This window comes from Chitinophaga sp. 22308, assembly GCF_052045305.1.
In the GTDB taxonomy this organism is placed as follows: domain Bacteria; phylum Bacteroidota; class Bacteroidia; order Chitinophagales; family Chitinophagaceae; genus Chitinophaga; species Chitinophaga varians_A.
Genome location: NZ_JBQEOP010000010.1, coordinates 103,598 through 121,017, shown reverse-complemented (window position 1 = coordinate 121,017; position 17,420 = coordinate 103,598). Strand labels below are relative to the sequence as shown.

At 49.3% G+C, this 17,420-nt stretch carries 14 protein-coding genes and 1 other RNA gene; 5 read left to right on the top strand and 10 right to left on the bottom strand.

Features of this window, described 5'->3' with window-relative positions:
* Positions 1-101: 101 nt before the first annotated feature.
* Both rnpB and ACTJJS_RS31245 read left to right on the top strand, forming a co-directional pair.
* An RNA gene (gene rnpB, locus ACTJJS_RS31250) (RNase P RNA component class A) lies at positions 102-469 on the top strand.
* A gap of 74 nt (positions 470-543) precedes the next feature.
* Positions 544-957, top strand: a complete 414-nt coding sequence (locus tag ACTJJS_RS31245; protein ID WP_168875025.1) for a DUF4870 domain-containing protein — start codon at positions 544-546, stop codon at positions 955-957.
* Between the two features lie 80 nt (positions 958-1,037).
* Here ACTJJS_RS31245 and ACTJJS_RS31240 read toward each other — a convergent pair whose 3' ends face one another.
* Positions 1,038-2,639, bottom strand: a complete 1,602-nt coding sequence (locus ACTJJS_RS31240) for a S8 family peptidase (protein ID WP_440667744.1) — start codon at positions 2,637-2,639, stop codon at positions 1,038-1,040.
* A 420-nt stretch (positions 2,640-3,059) separates the two neighbouring features.
* Between ACTJJS_RS31240 and ACTJJS_RS31235 the strand changes: the two genes are divergently transcribed.
* Positions 3,060-3,590, top strand: coding sequence for a hypothetical protein (locus ACTJJS_RS31235; RefSeq protein ID WP_168875027.1), 531 nt, complete (start codon positions 3,060-3,062; stop codon positions 3,588-3,590).
* A gap of 567 nt (positions 3,591-4,157) precedes the next feature.
* On the opposite strand, the gene amaB is transcribed toward ACTJJS_RS31235, so the two are convergent.
* From amaB to panC, 9 genes are all read right to left on the bottom strand, one after another.
* Complete coding sequence (gene amaB / locus ACTJJS_RS31230; RefSeq protein WP_168875028.1) at positions 4,158-5,687, bottom strand: L-piperidine-6-carboxylate dehydrogenase; 1,530 nt, start codon at positions 5,685-5,687, stop codon at positions 4,158-4,160.
* A 23-nt stretch (positions 5,688-5,710) separates the two neighbouring features.
* Positions 5,711-6,601 (bottom strand): DUF1338 domain-containing protein, encoded by an 891-nt coding sequence (locus ACTJJS_RS31225; protein WP_440667743.1) that lies wholly within the window; start codon positions 6,599-6,601, stop codon positions 5,711-5,713.
* 42 nt (positions 6,602-6,643) lie between these two features.
* Entirely contained in the window at positions 6,644-7,714 is a 1,071-nt protein-coding gene (locus tag ACTJJS_RS31220) for a saccharopine dehydrogenase family protein (protein WP_168875030.1), read from the bottom strand.
* A 557-nt stretch (positions 7,715-8,271) separates the two neighbouring features.
* Entirely contained in the window at positions 8,272-9,087 is an 816-nt protein-coding gene (gene panB / locus ACTJJS_RS31215) for a 3-methyl-2-oxobutanoate hydroxymethyltransferase (protein WP_168875031.1), read from the bottom strand.
* 78 nt (positions 9,088-9,165) lie between these two features.
* The gene (locus ACTJJS_RS31210) at positions 9,166-10,065 is read right to left on the bottom strand and encodes a Ppx/GppA phosphatase family protein (protein WP_440667742.1); all 900 of its coding nucleotides are present in this window, start codon (positions 10,063-10,065) and stop codon (positions 9,166-9,168) included.
* A gap of 138 nt (positions 10,066-10,203) precedes the next feature.
* Positions 10,204-12,375, bottom strand: a complete 2,172-nt coding sequence (ppk1, locus tag ACTJJS_RS31205; RefSeq protein ID WP_440667740.1) for a polyphosphate kinase 1 — start codon at positions 12,373-12,375, stop codon at positions 10,204-10,206.
* Positions 12,376-12,622: 247 nt separating this feature from the next.
* Positions 12,623-13,645 (bottom strand): lysylphosphatidylglycerol synthase transmembrane domain-containing protein, encoded by a 1,023-nt coding sequence (locus ACTJJS_RS31200; RefSeq protein WP_168875033.1) that lies wholly within the window; start codon positions 13,643-13,645, stop codon positions 12,623-12,625.
* 42 nt (positions 13,646-13,687) lie between these two features.
* Positions 13,688-14,032: an aspartate 1-decarboxylase gene (gene panD, locus ACTJJS_RS31195; RefSeq protein ID WP_133811105.1), complete on the bottom strand. Its 345-nt coding sequence runs from the start codon at positions 14,030-14,032 to the stop codon at positions 13,688-13,690.
* Positions 14,033-14,199: 167 nt separating this feature from the next.
* Positions 14,200-15,063 (bottom strand): pantoate--beta-alanine ligase, encoded by an 864-nt coding sequence (gene panC, locus ACTJJS_RS31190; RefSeq protein WP_440667738.1) that lies wholly within the window; start codon positions 15,061-15,063, stop codon positions 14,200-14,202.
* 110 nt (positions 15,064-15,173) lie between these two features.
* Here panC and ACTJJS_RS31185 point away from each other — a divergent pair, with 110 nt between their 5' ends.
* A complete protein-coding gene (locus tag ACTJJS_RS31185) occupies positions 15,174-15,992 on the top strand; it encodes a glycogen/starch synthase (RefSeq protein ID WP_168875035.1) in 819 nt (272 codons plus the stop codon).
* Positions 15,993-16,044: 52 nt separating this feature from the next.
* The gene (locus ACTJJS_RS31180) at positions 16,045-17,403 is read left to right on the top strand and encodes a DUF4270 family protein (protein ID WP_343746518.1); all 1,359 of its coding nucleotides are present in this window, start codon (positions 16,045-16,047) and stop codon (positions 17,401-17,403) included.
* Positions 17,404-17,420 lie beyond the last annotated feature (17 nt).

Sequence of the window (17,420 nt, the reverse complement as noted above, 5' to 3'; positions counted from 1 at the left end):
GCTTACAAAACTCTTTAGCACCTGAATATTTTGGTGCTAAAGAGTTTTAAGTTTAAAATATTTTGCACCTGAATGCTCAAATGCGGTACCTTTGCGCTCCAACTACAAACCGTGCTATCGTTCCTTTGGCTTGTCTGAAGGGAAGGAAAGTCCGGACAGCGTAGAGCAACACACCACCTAACGGGTGGGCTCCGGCTTGCCGGAGACAGAGAGTGCCACAGAAAATTACCGCCCTGTTTCGGCGGGGTAAGGGTGAAAATGTGGGGTAAGGGCCCACGGTGCAGGCAGGTAACTGTTTGTGCGGGTAAACCTTGTGTGCTGAAATGCCATGTATACGGACGCCTGAGGGCTGCTCGTCCGATGTCCGAGGGTAGGCAGATACAGGGGGCGCGCGAGCGTCACCGCAGATAAATGATAGCAACCCTGGCTTGCCAGGGGACAGAATCCGGCTTACAGGTTTGTAGTTTTTTTCTTTTTCTTTTCTCCTGCTTTGATATTACGATAAAACCTCCTATCTTCTCACCCTTATTAATCCTGTTTTTTATGACGTTAAGAGACGAACGTAATTGGGGCACTTTTATTCACCTCGGTGGTATCGTGGGCTCTGCGATTTTCAGGCCTGCCGGCAATGTCATCCTTGTGCTGGTATTATGGCTTATCAAACGCAATGAATCCCGTTTTGTGGACGACCAGGGCAAAGAAGCCATCAATTTTCAAATCACCATCAGCCTGGTCAGCGTGCTGATCTCCCTGCTGGCCGGCATTTTCAATGGCTTGTGGTCATTAGGCAGCTGGATGACCGGTGGTTTCTTTTTCTCCAATGGCTGGAGCTGGAGCTGGGGCGGGCTGCATGGCCTGTTATGGGTGGTGAACCTTATCTTCAGCATTATCGCTGCGGTGAAAGCGAATGAAGGAACTTCCTATAAGTATCCTTTTTCGCTGAGACTGGTAAAATAGTCTTTGGCACAGCAACATACTTTCAACGAAAAAGGCGCGGACATCCGCGCCTTTTTCGTTGAAAGTATTTGGAACACCGGTTAGTTTTTCTTTACCGGCTTCATTTTCGCTTTGTGTTGTTTCTTCTTTACGTTCTCACCTTTGATGGTGGCAGCCAGTTTTAAGGCTTCATAGGTATTCACGACACCACCGCTGACGGAAAGATCTGCGAAGTTAATTTTCTCGTCCTGTGTACCTGGTTTGTTAACCTCTTTGGTACCATCAGGAAGTGGTGTAGCGCTTTTTTCGAGAATATATTTCAGCTGGCGGGCGCTCAGGTCCGGGTAGTAGGAGAGCACGAGCGCTGCTACGCCGGCAACTACCGGAGCAGCCATGCTGGTGCCGCTGGCGCTGCCGTATTTATTGCCGCCGGGAATGGTAGAGTAGATCTGCACGCCGGGGGCGAAGAGGTCTACGTTCTTTTTGCCATAGTTGGAGAAACCAGCTACTTTATCGGGGCCTTGTCCGTTGCCGCTGGCGCCTACTGTAATAAAGTTGTCAGCGCGGGGACTGCCGTCCGCGAAATCCGGATTAGGATAGTTGGGCACCGAATCATTGTTGGCGCCGTCGTTGCCTGCTGCATGTACCAGCAATACGCCCTTCTTTTGCGCATATTTCACTGCTTCGTCCACCCATTCCTTGTGAGGGGAGTAGGGCTTACCGAAGCTCATGTTGATGATCTGTGCGCCATTGTCTACCGCATAACGGATAGCGAGCGCTACGTCTTTGTCTCTTTCATCACCATCAGGCACTGCTTTCACCGCCATGATGCGAACATTGTCGGCCACGCCGTCAATACCTACGCCGTTGTTACGGGCAGCAGCAATGATACCACTAACGTGGGTGCCATGGAAACCGAATTTGCCCATCACATCATTGTTGCCATATTTGGTGTCGGTGATGTCTTCATATTTATCGCCCACGATTTTTTCGCGGTTTTGGTTGGGCGGTATTTCAGTGGCCTCTGCTTTTCTTTTCAGATCGCCCATATAGGCGTCGAATTCCATTTTAAACTCACTGAAAGAAGCTGGCTCATCACCAGTGCTTTTCAGCAGGCGGGTCATGAAGTTACGTGCCAGGAGCACATCCTGGTTAGTTGTCTGGATACTGTCCAGCTGGCCAACGGTAAAGTCTTCCTTGTTAAGGTATGTCTTCAGGATATTTTCGCATTTATTGACGTTTTCCTGAAGTTTGGCCATCGATTTATACTGCAGCTTGGTCTGGGAGCCGGGCTTTTCTATTTTCTGTTTTAAGGCCTGCCAGGTGGCGTATTCTTTGGCATTTTTATCCAGGGTGGAGTCTGGGTTACCATATTTGTTTTTGTAGCGGTAATACTCGCGGGTGGCCTCATCGGAATCTTCTTTCAGGCTGCTGCCGTCTTTGGCACCGAGGAAGTTCCAGCCATGAATATCGTCTATGTAACCATTTCCATCGTCGTCTTTGCCGTTGCCGGGTATTTCGCCCGGGTTGGTCCAAAGGATGCCTTTCAGGTCTTCATGAAGGGTATCGATACCGGAATCAATCACAGCCACGACCACCGGGGTGCTCTTTTTCCCTTTCAGTATCTCTTTGTAGGCTTTTTCGGTATTGGTGCCGTAAACACTGTCGGTCTCGTAGTTCAGCAACTGCCAGTTCTTAGGCACCTGGGTTTTACTCTGGGCACTGGATTTCGTTGTAAAAGCAGCCGTCAATGCAACACATGCCAAGACTGCAACCTCTCGACTAAACAATTTCATGTTCTATAATTAATAATTAAAATATCATGATGCGAATAAAGGTATAGAAAAAGCCTTAGAACAGGCGAATTTTAATGATAAGCGTGCTATTTGTTGGTTAAAGGGAGAAAATTATATAAACGGCCATTCTTATCAGGCTCCGGGAGCTGAACAGCCTTGTCGGCCATCCATCACAATACTGCGATAATTTCGCGGGGAAAACCTACCTTTACGCCGGTTCCTTTCTTTTCCTCTGTAACGTTCTCTTCCCCAACAGGCACCCATTTCGTGGGATTACTCCCTTATGCTTTTTTGATTTGTATTACCTCATCATTAAAAACTACCGTCATGCTGAAAACTGCTATTTTAGCCACCCTGCTGGCTGCCGGTAATGCGGCTGTTGCCACCGGCCCCGAAAAAGTGACCACCGTTATTTTTGTGAACGCAGCAGAAGAAGAGTCTTCACCATCTGCCGGCCTTAGCGACGAAGGGCGGGACCAGACCCGTTTGTTTACCGAAGCCTGCCGGCATATTGACGTGGCCGCTATCTACACCATTTACGTGAACAAGGCTCTGCAGACCGTAGAGCCGCTATCGGAACTGCGGCAATTGCAGCCTGTTTATTACTGGGTAACGAAAGACCAGGAGACCCGGGATTGTGTGTTGGACTGCATTGTAAAGCAAAACAAGGGCAAGACAATCGTGATTTGTGGAAATCCGGAAAATATTCCGGCCATGGCGAGAAGCCTTGGTGTAAGGGCTAAAACGGTCAAAACGCTCTATGATAAAGGATCCGGCCGTTTTTTGATCGTTAGGGTGCTCGGAAATAATACCGCCGTAGCACAAAAGTTGAATATGAATATTCAAAAAAAAGTCTAATATTTATAGTCAGAAGAATATTTGATGGCTTCCCGCTATCGGATATTTTTCTCATAAGCATGGTTTCCGTTTAACGAAAAGCGGGGTTCTCTAACCTCGCTACTATTTTTAAAATCTGAGGAGACTGTGTAAGTCGATGTATGTAGAGGAAGGTCCTGCATGGCAGGCAGAATTTTATCAACCGCTTTTAAATCTGATCAGGGAGGAGCACATCCTGACATGAATGTTAAAAGCTCCGGGGCACTGCCTCGGAGCTGCAAAGAGCCAGGGTTTAACCACAAATTGTTTCTTAAAATTTCTATTATATAGAGGCCGGTCCGGAAGGAGCGGCCTTTTATTTTGTCCCAGGGCTGAAGCCCTGGGCTACGTTCTGATTCAATTTCTTTCATGGATAGATTTGATCGTATCCGTCGTGTCACTCAACGCCAGATGTTTGCCTTCCATAACAGGTTTAGCCGGAAAAGGATTTGACACAGAACGTAGCCCAGGGCTTCAGCCCTGGGACATCCGGACATAAAAAAGGGCATATCCTTTCAGATACGCCCTTTCGTTATTTGTTGCAGGTGATTACAGGTCGAATTTAATGCCCTGTGCCAGCGGCAGTTTGTCGGAGTAGTTGATGGTATTGGTTTGGCGGCGCATGTATGCTTTCCATGCGTCGGAGCCGCTTTCCCTGCCGCCGCCTGTTTCTTTTTCACCGCCGAAGGCGCCGCCTATTTCTGCACCGGAAGTACCGATGTTGACATTGGCGATGCCACAGTCGGAACCGGCGGCAGAGAGGAACTGTTCTGCTTCGCGGAGGTTCAGCGTCATGATGGCAGAGGAGAGGCCTTGAGGCACGTCGTTCTGCATGGCGATGGCTTCGGTGAGGGTTTGGTATTTCATCACGTAAAGAATAGGCGCGAAGGTTTCGTGCTGTACGATGGCGTAGGTGTTTTCTACGGCAGCGATGCAGGGTTTCACGTAGCAGCCGGATTCATATCCTGCTCCTTCGAGGACGCCGCCTTCCACGAGGAAGGTACCGCCTTGTTCTTTTACCTGGGAGATGGTGCTCAGGTAGGCGTTGACCGCATCCTTGTCGATCAGCGGGCCTACGTGGTTCTTTTCATCCAGCGGATTGCCGATGCGGAGCTGTGCGTATGCTTTTACCAGTTTAGCGGTAAAGGCGTCGTACACGCTTTCATGGATGATCAGGCGGCGGGTGGAGGTGCAACGCTGACCGGCAGTGCCTACCGCGCCGAATACAGCACCGATGAGGGTCATGTCGAGGTCTGCGTCTTTAGATACGATGATCGCGTTGTTACCGCCCAGTTCCAGCAGGGAGCGGCCCAGGCGTGCTCCTACGGCGGCACCTACGCTCTTGCCCATGCGGGTGGAACCGGTAGCTGATACCAGCGGAACACGATGGTCGTTGGACATCCATTCGCCGGTTTCGCGGCCGCCGGTCACCAGACAGCAAACGCCTTCCGGTACATTATTGGCGGCGAATACGGTTTCGACTATACGTTGACAGGCCAGTGCGGTCACGGGGGTTTTTTCGGAAGGCTTCCAAACACATACGTTACCACAAACCCATGCCAGCATGGAGTTCCAGCTCCATACCGCCACCGGGAAGTTAAAGGCGGAGATAATAGCGGTGATGCCCAGCGGATGCCATTGCTCATACATGCGGTGGCCGGGACGTTCGGAGTGCATGCTCAGGCCGTAGAGCTGGCGGGAGAGGCCTACTGCGAAATCGCAGATATCGATCATCTCCTGTACTTCTCCATAACCTTCCTGTAGGCTTTTACCCATTTCATAGGAAACGAGGCGGCCCAGCTGTTCTTTATGTGCACGCAGCGCTTCGCCGATCTGGCGCACAATTTCCCCTCTTCTCGGGGCGGGCCACTGGCGCCACTCTTTGAAGGCTTCCTGTGCTACGGCGATCACCGCGTCATAGTTGCTGCGGTCTGCACTTTTAACGGTGGCAATCGTCTTGTTGTCTACCGGCGATACGGACACAATATCTGCTCCGCCGGCTTCCAGCCAGTGTTTGCCGGTGCTGACGCCGCTCTGCTGCGCGCTGATGCCAAAAGCTTTTAAAATATCATCTGCCATGGTGGGTGTATTAGTAAACTAAATTAGGAACTTTTTTTCGTTTGGGTGGAGTACGTGCTTTCGAAGATTTTGTCGGCATTGCCTGCTTCAAAGCCTTCCCGGCGGTGTTCGCGACGGACAGCGCCGGCCGGAAGGTCTGCAAATTCGGGCAGTACTTTCCTTTCCGCAAATTCCACATAGGAACCAGCTATTTTCATGGTTTCGCCACCGGCGAAGGTGGCTGGTATCATACCTGCTACCGTAGCACTTTGCAGCAGTTTGCCATCGGGGCTGGTTTTGATTTTTCCGCCGGCGTCATTGAGGATAAAACCGTTTTGTTCGAGGAACTGGTTGAACTCCGCAATGGTGTTGTATCCTGCGGGCAGATTATGTACGCTCACCGTAAAATGGTTCAGGTAATAGCGGTTGTAAATCACCCACGCCGCGTATTCGCTTTCAGCAGCCAGCGCCTGGAAATCCGCCAGGGTAGGCGTACGCCAGAGGCCACTGTGCAGGAAGGTGTCTACGGCTTTGCTGTCGTCCAGGTCCAGGAGCGTGACGGGGTCCGCTTTTACTTCATCGGTATAACTGGTAATGATGTCCTGTGCCTGTTGGCTCAGGTCAGTCACCCGCAGCTCACTGATAAAGATGCGCGGGTACTTCGGCAATGGCGGTGCATACCACCATGCGTCCAGCTTTTTGGAGGCAAAATAGTAGTGGTCCATTTTCGTATAGCCGTAATGGAGAAAGATTTTCTCCAGCGACTGTACGCCGAGTTGCGGTACTCCCATGGTACGGAAGGCGATATGGTCATTCTCGATATCGTCCGCTTTCCCGATTAATCCGTTGCTGACCATGGCAGCGATCACTGCTGACACGTCCGGCACCCGCTCCTGGTAACGGCTCATCAGGCCGTTTAATACTTCTTGTAACATGGCGTTTGTTTGAGCTTCCTGCGGCCAGCCTGTGGCTGACTGCTAATTATAATATTGAGCAAACCTGTTGCTGATCAGGTCTTTGAAAATCACGTCTTCCTGTTTTACAAATCCACTGCCCGGCAGCAGGCCTTTGGCATGGAGGTCTATCACTGCGCAGGCCGCACCGGCGGTGGTGAGCTGGATAGCCGTAAAGTCTTTGCCGCCTATCTCCTGGTTATAGATCTTACGGGAGTAGGAGCGCTGTACCGACCGGCCATTCACGGTGCCGGATACGGACACAAATACCAGTACCACGTCTTGTGGGGTGAAAGGTATGCTATCTTCCATAATTTCCTTCAGAACATCCCGTTTTTTATTGAGTTTCAGCTCGTTGAGCAATATTTTCATCAGTTGGCAATGGCCGGGATACCGTACGGTTTTATAGTCGAGGTTGTATACTTTGCCATCCAGTATTTCCGCCAGGGCAGAAAGGCCGCCGGACGTATTAAAGGCTTCGTATTCCACGCCGTCAAGGGCAAAACGTTCGTAGCCTTCGAGGGGCATTACTTCCTTGCGTTCGCCTTCATAGATGGCATCGCATGGATTGCAGTATTCGTTGATCAGGCCGTCTGTGCTCCAGGTCAGATTGTACATCAGGCTGTTGGTCGGAAACTGTGGCAGGGCGCCTACGCGCAGCTTTACCGAATCGAGGGTATCGAACTGTTTGGCGATGTCATAAGCGGCGATGCTGATGAAACCCGGCGCCAGTCCACATTGTGGCATAAAACTCACATCCGCCTGCGCTGCGATTTCGCGGATGGCGTTGGTGGTGGCCACGTCTTCGGTCAGGTCGAAGTAGTGTGTTTTCGCTTTGGCAGCGGCCGCCGCGATTTTCACGTTCAGAAAGAAAGGGCAGGCGCTCAGCACCATGTCCTGCGGTTCCAGGGCTTTTTCCAGCGCTGTAGCGTCGTTTACGTCCAGTCTGGTTTTGCCGATGCCGGTATCAGTACATTTGTCCAGCAATGCCTGGTTACTGTCTGCCAGCGTTACCTGATAGTCACCCGACTGTTGTAACAGGAATGCAGCTGTTTCGCCGATCTTGCCGGCGCCGATAATCATTACACGTTTCATAATCTATTGGAATTATTAATAATACAGAGATACTGGCCGAAACGTAAGCACAGTATGCCCGCTCTTATACAAGAGGACAGCACCTGGTAAAATTTACCAAGTTTGCAGGGCATAATATCGGTATTAAATAAAATTAATACCGGTGCGGCCGTTACAGCGCAACAGGGACCCCTAACAGGGATGGACCTACGAAAAATATGTTCAGGGAAAAAATATTACCTGCCTTTCCAACTCATGGCACATGGGAGCAGGTGCTCCGCAGATAGGAGAGAAGAGAGAGTTGTATGTTTAACAGGTAATTCATTGATGATAATGAAAGAGCTAATATAGGGAAAAATTGCCGAACAGCAGCATAAAGCGGGTAAAGTTTTTCGAAGGCTGGATAAAAATATAGCTGACAAGGCGGAGGGGCGCTGGTTTCGGAGGAAGCAACAATAAAACACGCCGCAGGCCTATGACAATTTTCCCTTTGTACAGGGAAGATGACCAAAGTCCTGCGGCGTGCCGGTATTACCTGCTAAAACAATGCTGGCGCGGTGTCAGGGCAGGTAGTATGGCTAATACTGTTCGTTGTCGTTCGGGAAATCCTTCGTTTTTACATCTTTGATATAGGCCTGTGTGGCGCCATAAATTTCTGTGTAAAGATCGAGGTAACGGCGGAGAAAACGGGGCTTGAACTCCTTGTTGATACCAAGCATATCATGCATCACCAGCACCTGTCCGTCTACATGTTTACCGGCGCCAATACCGATAATCGGAATATGTACCGCCTCGGCCACTTCTTTGGCCAGAGAGGCAGGGATCTTTTCCAGTACGATAGCGAAGCAACCGGCGTCCTGGAGCAGTTTGGCATCGGCGATCAGTTTTTTGGCTTCTGCCTCTTCAGTGGCCCTTACGGCGTAGGTGCCAAATTTATAGATGGACTGTGGGGTGAGGCCCAGATGTCCCATCACCGGAACGCCGGCGGAGATGATCCGTTTTACGGATTCAATGATTTCCTCGCCGCCTTCTATTTTGATGCCATGGGCACCTGTTTCCTTCATGATGCGGATGGCTGAACTGAGGGCTTCCTTGGAATTGCCCTGGTAGGAGCCAAAGGGAAGGTCTACCACCACAAAGCAGCGTTTGATGGCGCGTATAACAGATGATGCGTGATAAATCATCTGATCAAGCGTAATAGGCAGGGTTGTTTCATGACCGGCCATCACGTTGGAAGCGGAGTCGCCCACCAGGATGACGTCGATGCCGGCATCGTCAAAAATCCTGGCCATGGAAAAATCATAAGCTGTGATCATGGAGATTTTTTCTCCGTCGACTTTCATCTTCTGCAAAACATGCGTAGTGATACGCTTTACGTCCTTATGAACAGACATAGCAATGTTGTTTTATACCAAAAATTCCCCCAAAGGTTATGATATAAAAAGAAAAAAGGAAAATTATTTTATGTGTGGTCACTGGAAACCATTGGCCGGAACGGCTATTTCGCGGTACAGCGCCTGTATCAGCCCATCGGCGAGACCGATTTTGGGCACGTATATTTCTTCGGCCCCGGCCCAGCGCATCACATTGATGTATATCTGAAGGGCCGGTACGATCACGTCTGCACGGTCTTCCCGCAGGTTATAGAGGTGAATGCGTTCCTCGACTGTAAATGCGCTGAATTCCTTATAGTAATCTTTAAGTGTATCAAGCGAAAGCGGTTTGCCTTCCTTGCGTTTGGAGAGAGAAAATATTTTGTTGATGTTGCCGCCGGAGCCAATGGCGATCACCGGCCCGATGGTCCTGAGCTGCTGTTTAAGAAAATCCTTCAGCTGCTGCCAGGCACTGTCGGGCACCTGCTGATGCAGCAGGCGGATGGTGCCTATATCGAATGATTCTTTGAAAACGAGACGGGTGCCGCTGAAGAGCGTGAGCTCGGTACTGCCGCCGCCTACGTCAATATACAGGTATGACTTTGTTTTGTCGAGATGTTCGGCAATATGGTTTTCGTAAATATAGGACGCTTCTTCCTGGCCGGAGATGATTTGGATATCAATACCGGTCTGTGTCCTTACTTCCTGTAAAATCATGTTGCCATTGGAGGCGTCACGCATGGCAGAGGTAGCGCATGCTTTCAGGTATTTCACTTCATAAACGTCCAGCAGCAGTTTGTATGCTTTGATGGTGTCTATCAGATGAGTGGCCCTTTTTTCTGAAATAGAGCCATGGTCAAACACGTCGAAACCGAGCCGCAGCGGTACTCTTATCAGGTTCACTTTGGTAAAGTCCATCGTTCCCGCACCGTTAGGTGACGCTTCGGAGATCAGCAACCGGGCAGCATTGGAACCAATATCAATCGCAGCTAATTTCATTAATTATCAGTCTGTTTTAAGACACAAAAATAACACTTTTCATTTTGGGATTTCCTGATTTTCGATTTAGGGATTTGAGACTCGATGAAATGGCTGCTTCAAATAAGTCATAAATCGAAAATCAGAAATCCAAAAATTTTATTTGTACTGCTTGTCGTGCAGGTATTTATAAATCTCGATTTGTGTACGGATTTTTTTATCGCCTTCCTTCTTGTACTGGTTGGTTTGTTCGTTGTCCAGTATACGGGCCTTTACATTACCGCTGAGCTGGATGTTCATGATGTCCACCAGTTCTTTACGTATATCCGGGTCCGTTATAGGCACTGCTGCTTCCACGCGGTGGTCGAGGTTACGTACCATCCAGTCGCAGGAGGCAATGTACACTTTTTCGGCGCCGCCATGGTGAAAAATGAATACGCGCGCATGTTCGAGGTATTCATCCACGATGCTCACAGCGGTGATGTCCTTTTTCCATTTTTTGTTTTCTGTGTAAGCGCAACAGATACCGCGGATCACCATCTTGATATCTACGCCGGCTTTGGCCGCTTCATAGAGCTTGCCGATGAGCAGGGAGTCGGAGAGGGAGTTCATCTTCAACACCATGCCCGCTTTCTTTTTGTTTTTGGCGTTTTTGATCTCGCGGTCTATCAGGCGGATGTAGGTATCACGCATATTGAGCGGGCTTACTGGCAATGTTTTACAGCCTTCCAGGATTTTGACATCGTGGCGGGGACTTTCCAGGTAAGAGAAGATGCGGTTGATGTCTGCGATCACGGAGCGGTTGGCGGTCAACAGGCAATGGTCGCCATATACCTGGGCCGTCCTTTCGTTGAGGTTGCCGGTGCTGACGAAACCGCACTGCACGGTTTTGGTGCCGATCCTTTTTTTGATCACGCACAGCTTGGCATGCACTTTCGTATCAGGAATGCCGAGGAATACTTTTACGCCTTCATCTTCGAGACGTGCCTTCCAGTCGAGGTTGGCCGCTTCATCGAAGCGGGCACGCAGTTCCAGCACTACCGTCACATGTTTGCCGTTACGGGCCGCGTTTACCAGCGCATTGACTATTTTGGAATTACGGGCAAGCCTGTACGCCGTAATTTTAATGGAGGACACGTTCGGATCGATAGCAGCTTCCCGCAGCAGGTCTATGATGGTATCGAAAGAGTGATAGGGGAAATGCAGCATCACGTCCTGGCGCTGTATCACGTGCATCACACTGGGCGCGTCGGCAAACAGCGGATGGATAAAGGTTTTACGGTGCGTATGTGGCGGAAAGATGGATTCCGGGAAATCCATAAAGTCTTTGAAATTATGGATACGGGCGCCGGGAATGAGGTTGTCTTTGCCGGAGAGGCCCATTCTGCGGATCAGGTATTCGAGCAGCAGGGGATCGATGTCCTTATCATATACAAACCGCACGGGCTTGCCTTTGCGCCGGTCTTTCAGGCCTTTTTCAATCTGATGGATAAGGCTGTCGGATATATCGTTGTCGATGTCCAGTTCCGCATCGCGGGTCACCTTGATGATATGGGAAGAGAACTTATCGTAGCCGAAGTAGGAGAAGATATGCGGAAGGCAGAAGCGTATCAGGTCTTCCAGCAGGATGATATCATGTTCGCCTTCTTTGGAAGGGAGGATGATAAACCGTGGCAATACGTTGGAGGGTAATTCAATCAGCGCAAATTTCTGACGCACGGAGTTGTCCTGCCGGGCCAGTACTACGGCGAGATAAATGGATTTATCTCGCAGGATGGGAAACTGCTGGATGCTTTCAATCATCAGCGGGATGATATTGGTGCGCACCTGTTCATTGAAGTAGTTGAGCACAAATTTTTGTTGTTCCCGGTTGAGATGTTTTTCGGTCCGCAGGAAGATATGCATTGTTTCCAGTTCCTGTGCGATGTCTTTCCAGATGCGGTCAAACTCGCGCTGTTGGTCTATTACCGTGGCTTGTATGTCGTCCAGTATTTTCCCCGGGTTTTCTTCCAGGTGCATTTTGTTGGACTTGTTGATAGACATCATGCGTTTTAGGGTGGCTACCCTGACACGGAAAAATTCATCGAGGTTGTTGGAGAAGATACCGAGGAAACGGATACGTTCCCGCAGGGGGACGGTACTGTCTGCGGCCTCCTGCAGCACGCGAGCGTTAAACGACAGCCAGCTGATATCCCTGGGAATCATTTTTTTGGTGGGGATTACCGGGGCGGCAGGGGTTAGGATTTTATTGACCGGGGTCTTTTTGGCCGATGTTTTTTTGGCCGTATTTTTTTTGCCGGTGTTTTTCTTTGATACTATAGTTGGTGTCATAATTTCCAGATTCTCCGTATGCGGCATCTTCATACAAACAGGTTTACATTCAAAAAATTCACGTTGTTCAATCCACGATAATACAGCTTTCGCAGATGTGATGCCATTAATTTAAAGTTAAGAAAAAGCTGTCAAACCAGCGCAGTGTGCAGAAATAAAAGGACGGGCATGATATGGAGGCACAGCATGATCATCACGACTGCGTTTATACACAGCTGTTATAAGGGTGTAATGCAGCAGGTATGGATCAGGATTTGGCCGGAGCCGCTGTTTGTTTTTTATTGAGGATGGGCAGGGCCACCAGGCTAAGGAAGCCTACGAAGACCACGAGCAGTGTTTGTACCACCCATATGATCCAGCCGAAGGCGTACCCGATCACGTAGGATATGCCATAGAGTTCAAGGGCTTTCTGTACCAGTGCCTGATAGGCGCCGATGCCGCCGGGGGTGACGATCATGCCGATGCTGCCGATCATGAGCACTGCGAGGGCGGCGCTGATGCCGAGATGGGAGGTTTCCTGCAGGCAATAGAAGCCGATATATACCTGGGAGAGGTAGCAGCCCCATATGAGGATGCTTTGCAGGATGAACGACCATTTGTTTTCCATTTTGCCGATGGACAAGATGCCTTCCATGACGCCTTTGGCCAGTGCTTTAACAGTGATGGCCGCTTTAGAGCGTGCAAACCGGCGCAGCAGCCAGAGGAGGGCAAGTATGAACACCATCACCGCAGCGGCCAGCAGCAGGAGCTGCGTACCGTTGGCATTGGCTATTTTAGCCGCAATGGGCAGGTAGATATCGTGATGGACGTAGGCGCCCAGGACATCGATCTGGGTGAGGATGGTGACAGCTATCAGCAGCAGGAGGCAGACCATGTCGACAGCTCTTTCCGCGATCATGGTACCTACAAGTTTATCGGCCGGTATTTTTTCGTATTGTGCCAGGATGCCGCAGCGGGTCACTTCCCCAAGCCTGGGAACGGCCAGGTTGGCGAGGTATCCTACCATAACGGCGAAGAACGTGTTAAGCGTGGAGGGTTGGTGCCCCAGTGGTTTCATGAGCAGCTTCCAGCGGGTAGCGCGGAGCCAGTGGCTGACGAGGCCCATCACCACGGCGGGGATGGCCAGCCAGTAGTTGGCTTTGCGGAAAGCGACGTTGATCTGGTCCCATTGTTCCGGTGTGAGGTCTTTGGTGACCAGCCATATCAGGAGCACCCCGATGCCGAAAAAGCATATAAACTTAATGACGTTCTTAAGCGTTTTGGGCATCATCCAAAGATTTTAGGGTGTTAGCGATATGTTATGATAAAGGGATTACAATTTGTTCCCTTCCTTGGGGAAAATGGCAATAGGTGTATATTTCTTTGCTTCTTCAAAGTCCATTGTGGCATAGGAAATAATAATCACGATATCACCGGGAGCAACGAGGCGGGCGGCGGGGCCGTTCATGCAGATAACGCCGGAGCCTCTTTTGCCTTTGATTACGTACGTCTCCAGCCTTTCACCATTGTTGACGTTCAGCACCTGTACTTTCTCGTATTCGATCAGGCCGGCGGCATCCATCAGGTCTTCGTCTATTGTGATACTTCCAACATATTGCAGGTTAGCTTCTGTTACAACCGCGCGGTGGATCTTACACTTTAATATTTCTATTTGCATGATTATTCTGAACTATAATTGCTAAATCAGCAGTTCGCAAAGCTATGTAAAAAAAGTATTCCGGCAAAGGGTTTTACGCAAAGAGACAGCGGGTGGCAGGGCGAAGCGTACAAAGAAAAGGAGCAAAGGTACGCACCTTTGCTCCTTTGTGTTTATGGTAGTGAAAATTATATATCACCCTGGAGGACCATGTTATCGATCAGCCGGACGCCATCGAGCCAGGCGGCTACGGCCGCAATGACGGTATGATCGCCGGGTGGTTCGTCCATATGGCCGAGGTGGCCGTCTTTGAGCAGGAGGATGTCTACATATTCCGGTTCGAAGCCTTGTTGTTTCAGGTCATCGAATGCTTCGCGGGCAGCTTCGAGGAGAAAGAGGCCTTTGCCGAATTCGTTGCGCAGTTTGAGCAGTGCCTGATAGATGGCGACGGCTTTTTTGCGGGCTGCAGGCGAGAGGCGTTCATTGCGGCTGCTCATGGCTAGGCCGGAGGGTTCGCGCAGGGTAGGGCAGACGACCAATTCTACCTTTGAATTAGTGATTTGCAGTAATTTACGTATTATGAGACATTGTTGCATATCTTTTTGCCCCATAAAAAGCTTGTGAGGCTGCACAATATCCAGTAATTTGTGTACGATACGACCCACCCCCTGGAAGTGGCCGGGTCGGAATTTGCCTTCGAGAATGGTTTCCAGGTCGCCGAAGTCATAATGTTCGCCGCCTGCCAGTCCTTCCGGGTACATTTCCTCTACAGATGGCAGAAAAAGTATATCTGTTGACGCATCGTTTAATTTCTTAATATCCTCTTCGATAGTAATGGGATATTTTTCAAAATCTTTGGGATCGTTGAATTGTGTCGGATTGACAAAAATGCTGCAGACGACCACGTCATTTTCTTTTTTCGCCTCCTGAATAAGTGACAGGTGCCCGTTATGAAGGGCTCCCATAGTAGGCACAAAACCAATGCTTTTGCTGCTTTTTCTTACCAGGTCCAGGTGCTTCTTCAGGTCATTACTGCGCTTAAATAGATACATAAAACATTGCTTAAAAGGATGTTAAAACTGACAGATTGGCCAATATTCCGTAAAAAATCCGTAATTTTGCAAGCCAAATTAAAAATTACTGCATTAATAATCAGCGTTAAATGTCCACAAAGAAAAGAATTCTTTTTATTGCCCAAGAGATGTCGCCATACCTGGAACTGAGTGATTATGCGGCGATGGTCAATAAAATGGCAATTAAGTCCAATGAGGCTGGCCTGGAGGTGAGAGTGATCATGCCAAGATTTGGAATTATTAATGAGAGAAGACACCGCTTGCACGAGGTGGTCCGATTGTCCGGAATCAACATTGTGATAGACGGGGATGATTACCCGCTTATCATCAAAGTGGCCTCTTTGCCCAATGCCCGTTTGCAGGTGTATTTCCTGGATAACGAGGATTATTTTAAGCGGAAGACCGTATTTGCAGATGAAAATGACGAGTTTTTTGATGACAATGCGGCAAGGTCTGTATTCTTCTGTAAAGGCGCCCTGGAAACCGTTAAAAAATTCGGATGGCCGCCGGACATTATTCATTGCAGCGGATGGATGACTTCCCTGATCCCGATGTATCTGAAAACAGCATACAAGAAGGAGCCGGTTTTCGCTCATTCGAAAATTGTTTATTCTTTGTCCCCCAATAGCTTCAAGGAAAAGCTGGGAGCTTCCTTTATCAAGAAGGCAACCATCAGCAACCAGATCAAGGAAAAAGATCTGGAGCTCTTTAAGGAGGGCACCAATACAGCGTTAAACAGAGGGGCCGGCAAGTATGCTGACGCAGTGGTACTGGCCGGAGAGAAGGTGGAGAAAAAAGTTGTGGATGAACTGAAGGCGGAAAAAGGCAAAATCATCTTACCTTACAAAAAAGACAATGATGATCTTGCTGATTACCTGGCACTTTACAATCAACTGCTTGGTAAATAACCTATATTTGGTGAATTTTCGCCAACTTCATTTAAACTTACAATCTTAACGCGTGAAGATTAATTTCAGGAACCTTAGCTTTGTAGCCGCTTCTTTTGCGCTGTTGTACGGTGTTTCCGGATGCAACGAGTCTACTATCCTCGGAAAGGGGCTTATTCCTCCGGGCGACTTTGTGAACGGGCAGGATACGACCATCAACGGCATCGTTGCTAACAATATCTACAAGTACGACTCCCTGTTCTTTAACGGATATAACTTCTACGAGAAAGCACTCGGCTCCATTACCACTGACCCTGTTTTTGGCAAGACCCATGCTTTTGTGTTCATGCAGGTAGGCCTGCCTTCCAGCGCCTTCACTTTTACAGGTACCGGACAAACCCTCGATTCCGTGGTATTGTCATTGGCGTATCTTGGCTACAAGGGAGATTCCACCACTGCACAGACTTTCCGCGTTTACAGAATGTCTGAGCAGGGATTCAGAAGGGATTCCAACTATGCTTACAACAAACCGTTACAATACAACCCCGGTGAATTGCTGGGTACCGCCACAGTAACGCCGTTGGCTATACGTGATTCTGTCAGTGTATACGGCACCAAAGAAACAGCCCAGCTGCGTATCAAGCTGTCCAACGCTTTTGGTAATGATCTGCTGCAACAGAAATCCGATGGCGCTTTTACCAACGACTCCACTTTCCGTGCTTATCTGAAAGGTTTTGCCCTGGTGCCTGACACCACTTCCGGTGCCAACCGCAACATGTTATACTTCGACATGAGCGGCGCCAACACCAAGCTGACCGTTTTTTATAAGAACTCAACAGATGATTCGCTGCGCGCCACCTTTGGTTTTGGCGCCAACAGCGGCCATGCTAATTTTATTGCACGCAACTATAACGGTTCGGAAGCCAGCAGATTTATCAATACCGGTAATGCGGCAGGGGACAGTGTCCTGTTCCTGCAAGGTACGCCGGGACTGTATACCAACCTGCTGATCCCCGGGCTGGAAAATTTCCCCAACGCTGTAATCAACAAGGCAGAACTGGTGATTACCCAGATCACTGTTGGCTCCGGCGATATGAACAATGTCTTCCCGGACCCTGACAGGCTTATGTTATCGCAATACAGCGGCGTAGGCGACACCCTCAAAAAAGTCATTGACCAGACCGTTCGCGGCGATGATTATTTCGGTGGCAAAAAAGTAGTGATCACCAATTTCGGCGGTGTACAGGTATCCCAGTACTCTTTCAATGTTGGTACCTTCCTGCAAATGTTAATTAAAAAACAAGAAACCAATTCTGGTTTCCGACTGCAGGCGCTTCGCACAAGCTTTGCGGATATTGTCCGTTTAAAAGCTGGTGGCAGCAATCTGTCTCAGTATAACATTAAATTGCGAATCATTTATACCAAACCTTAAAATCGCTAATCCATACT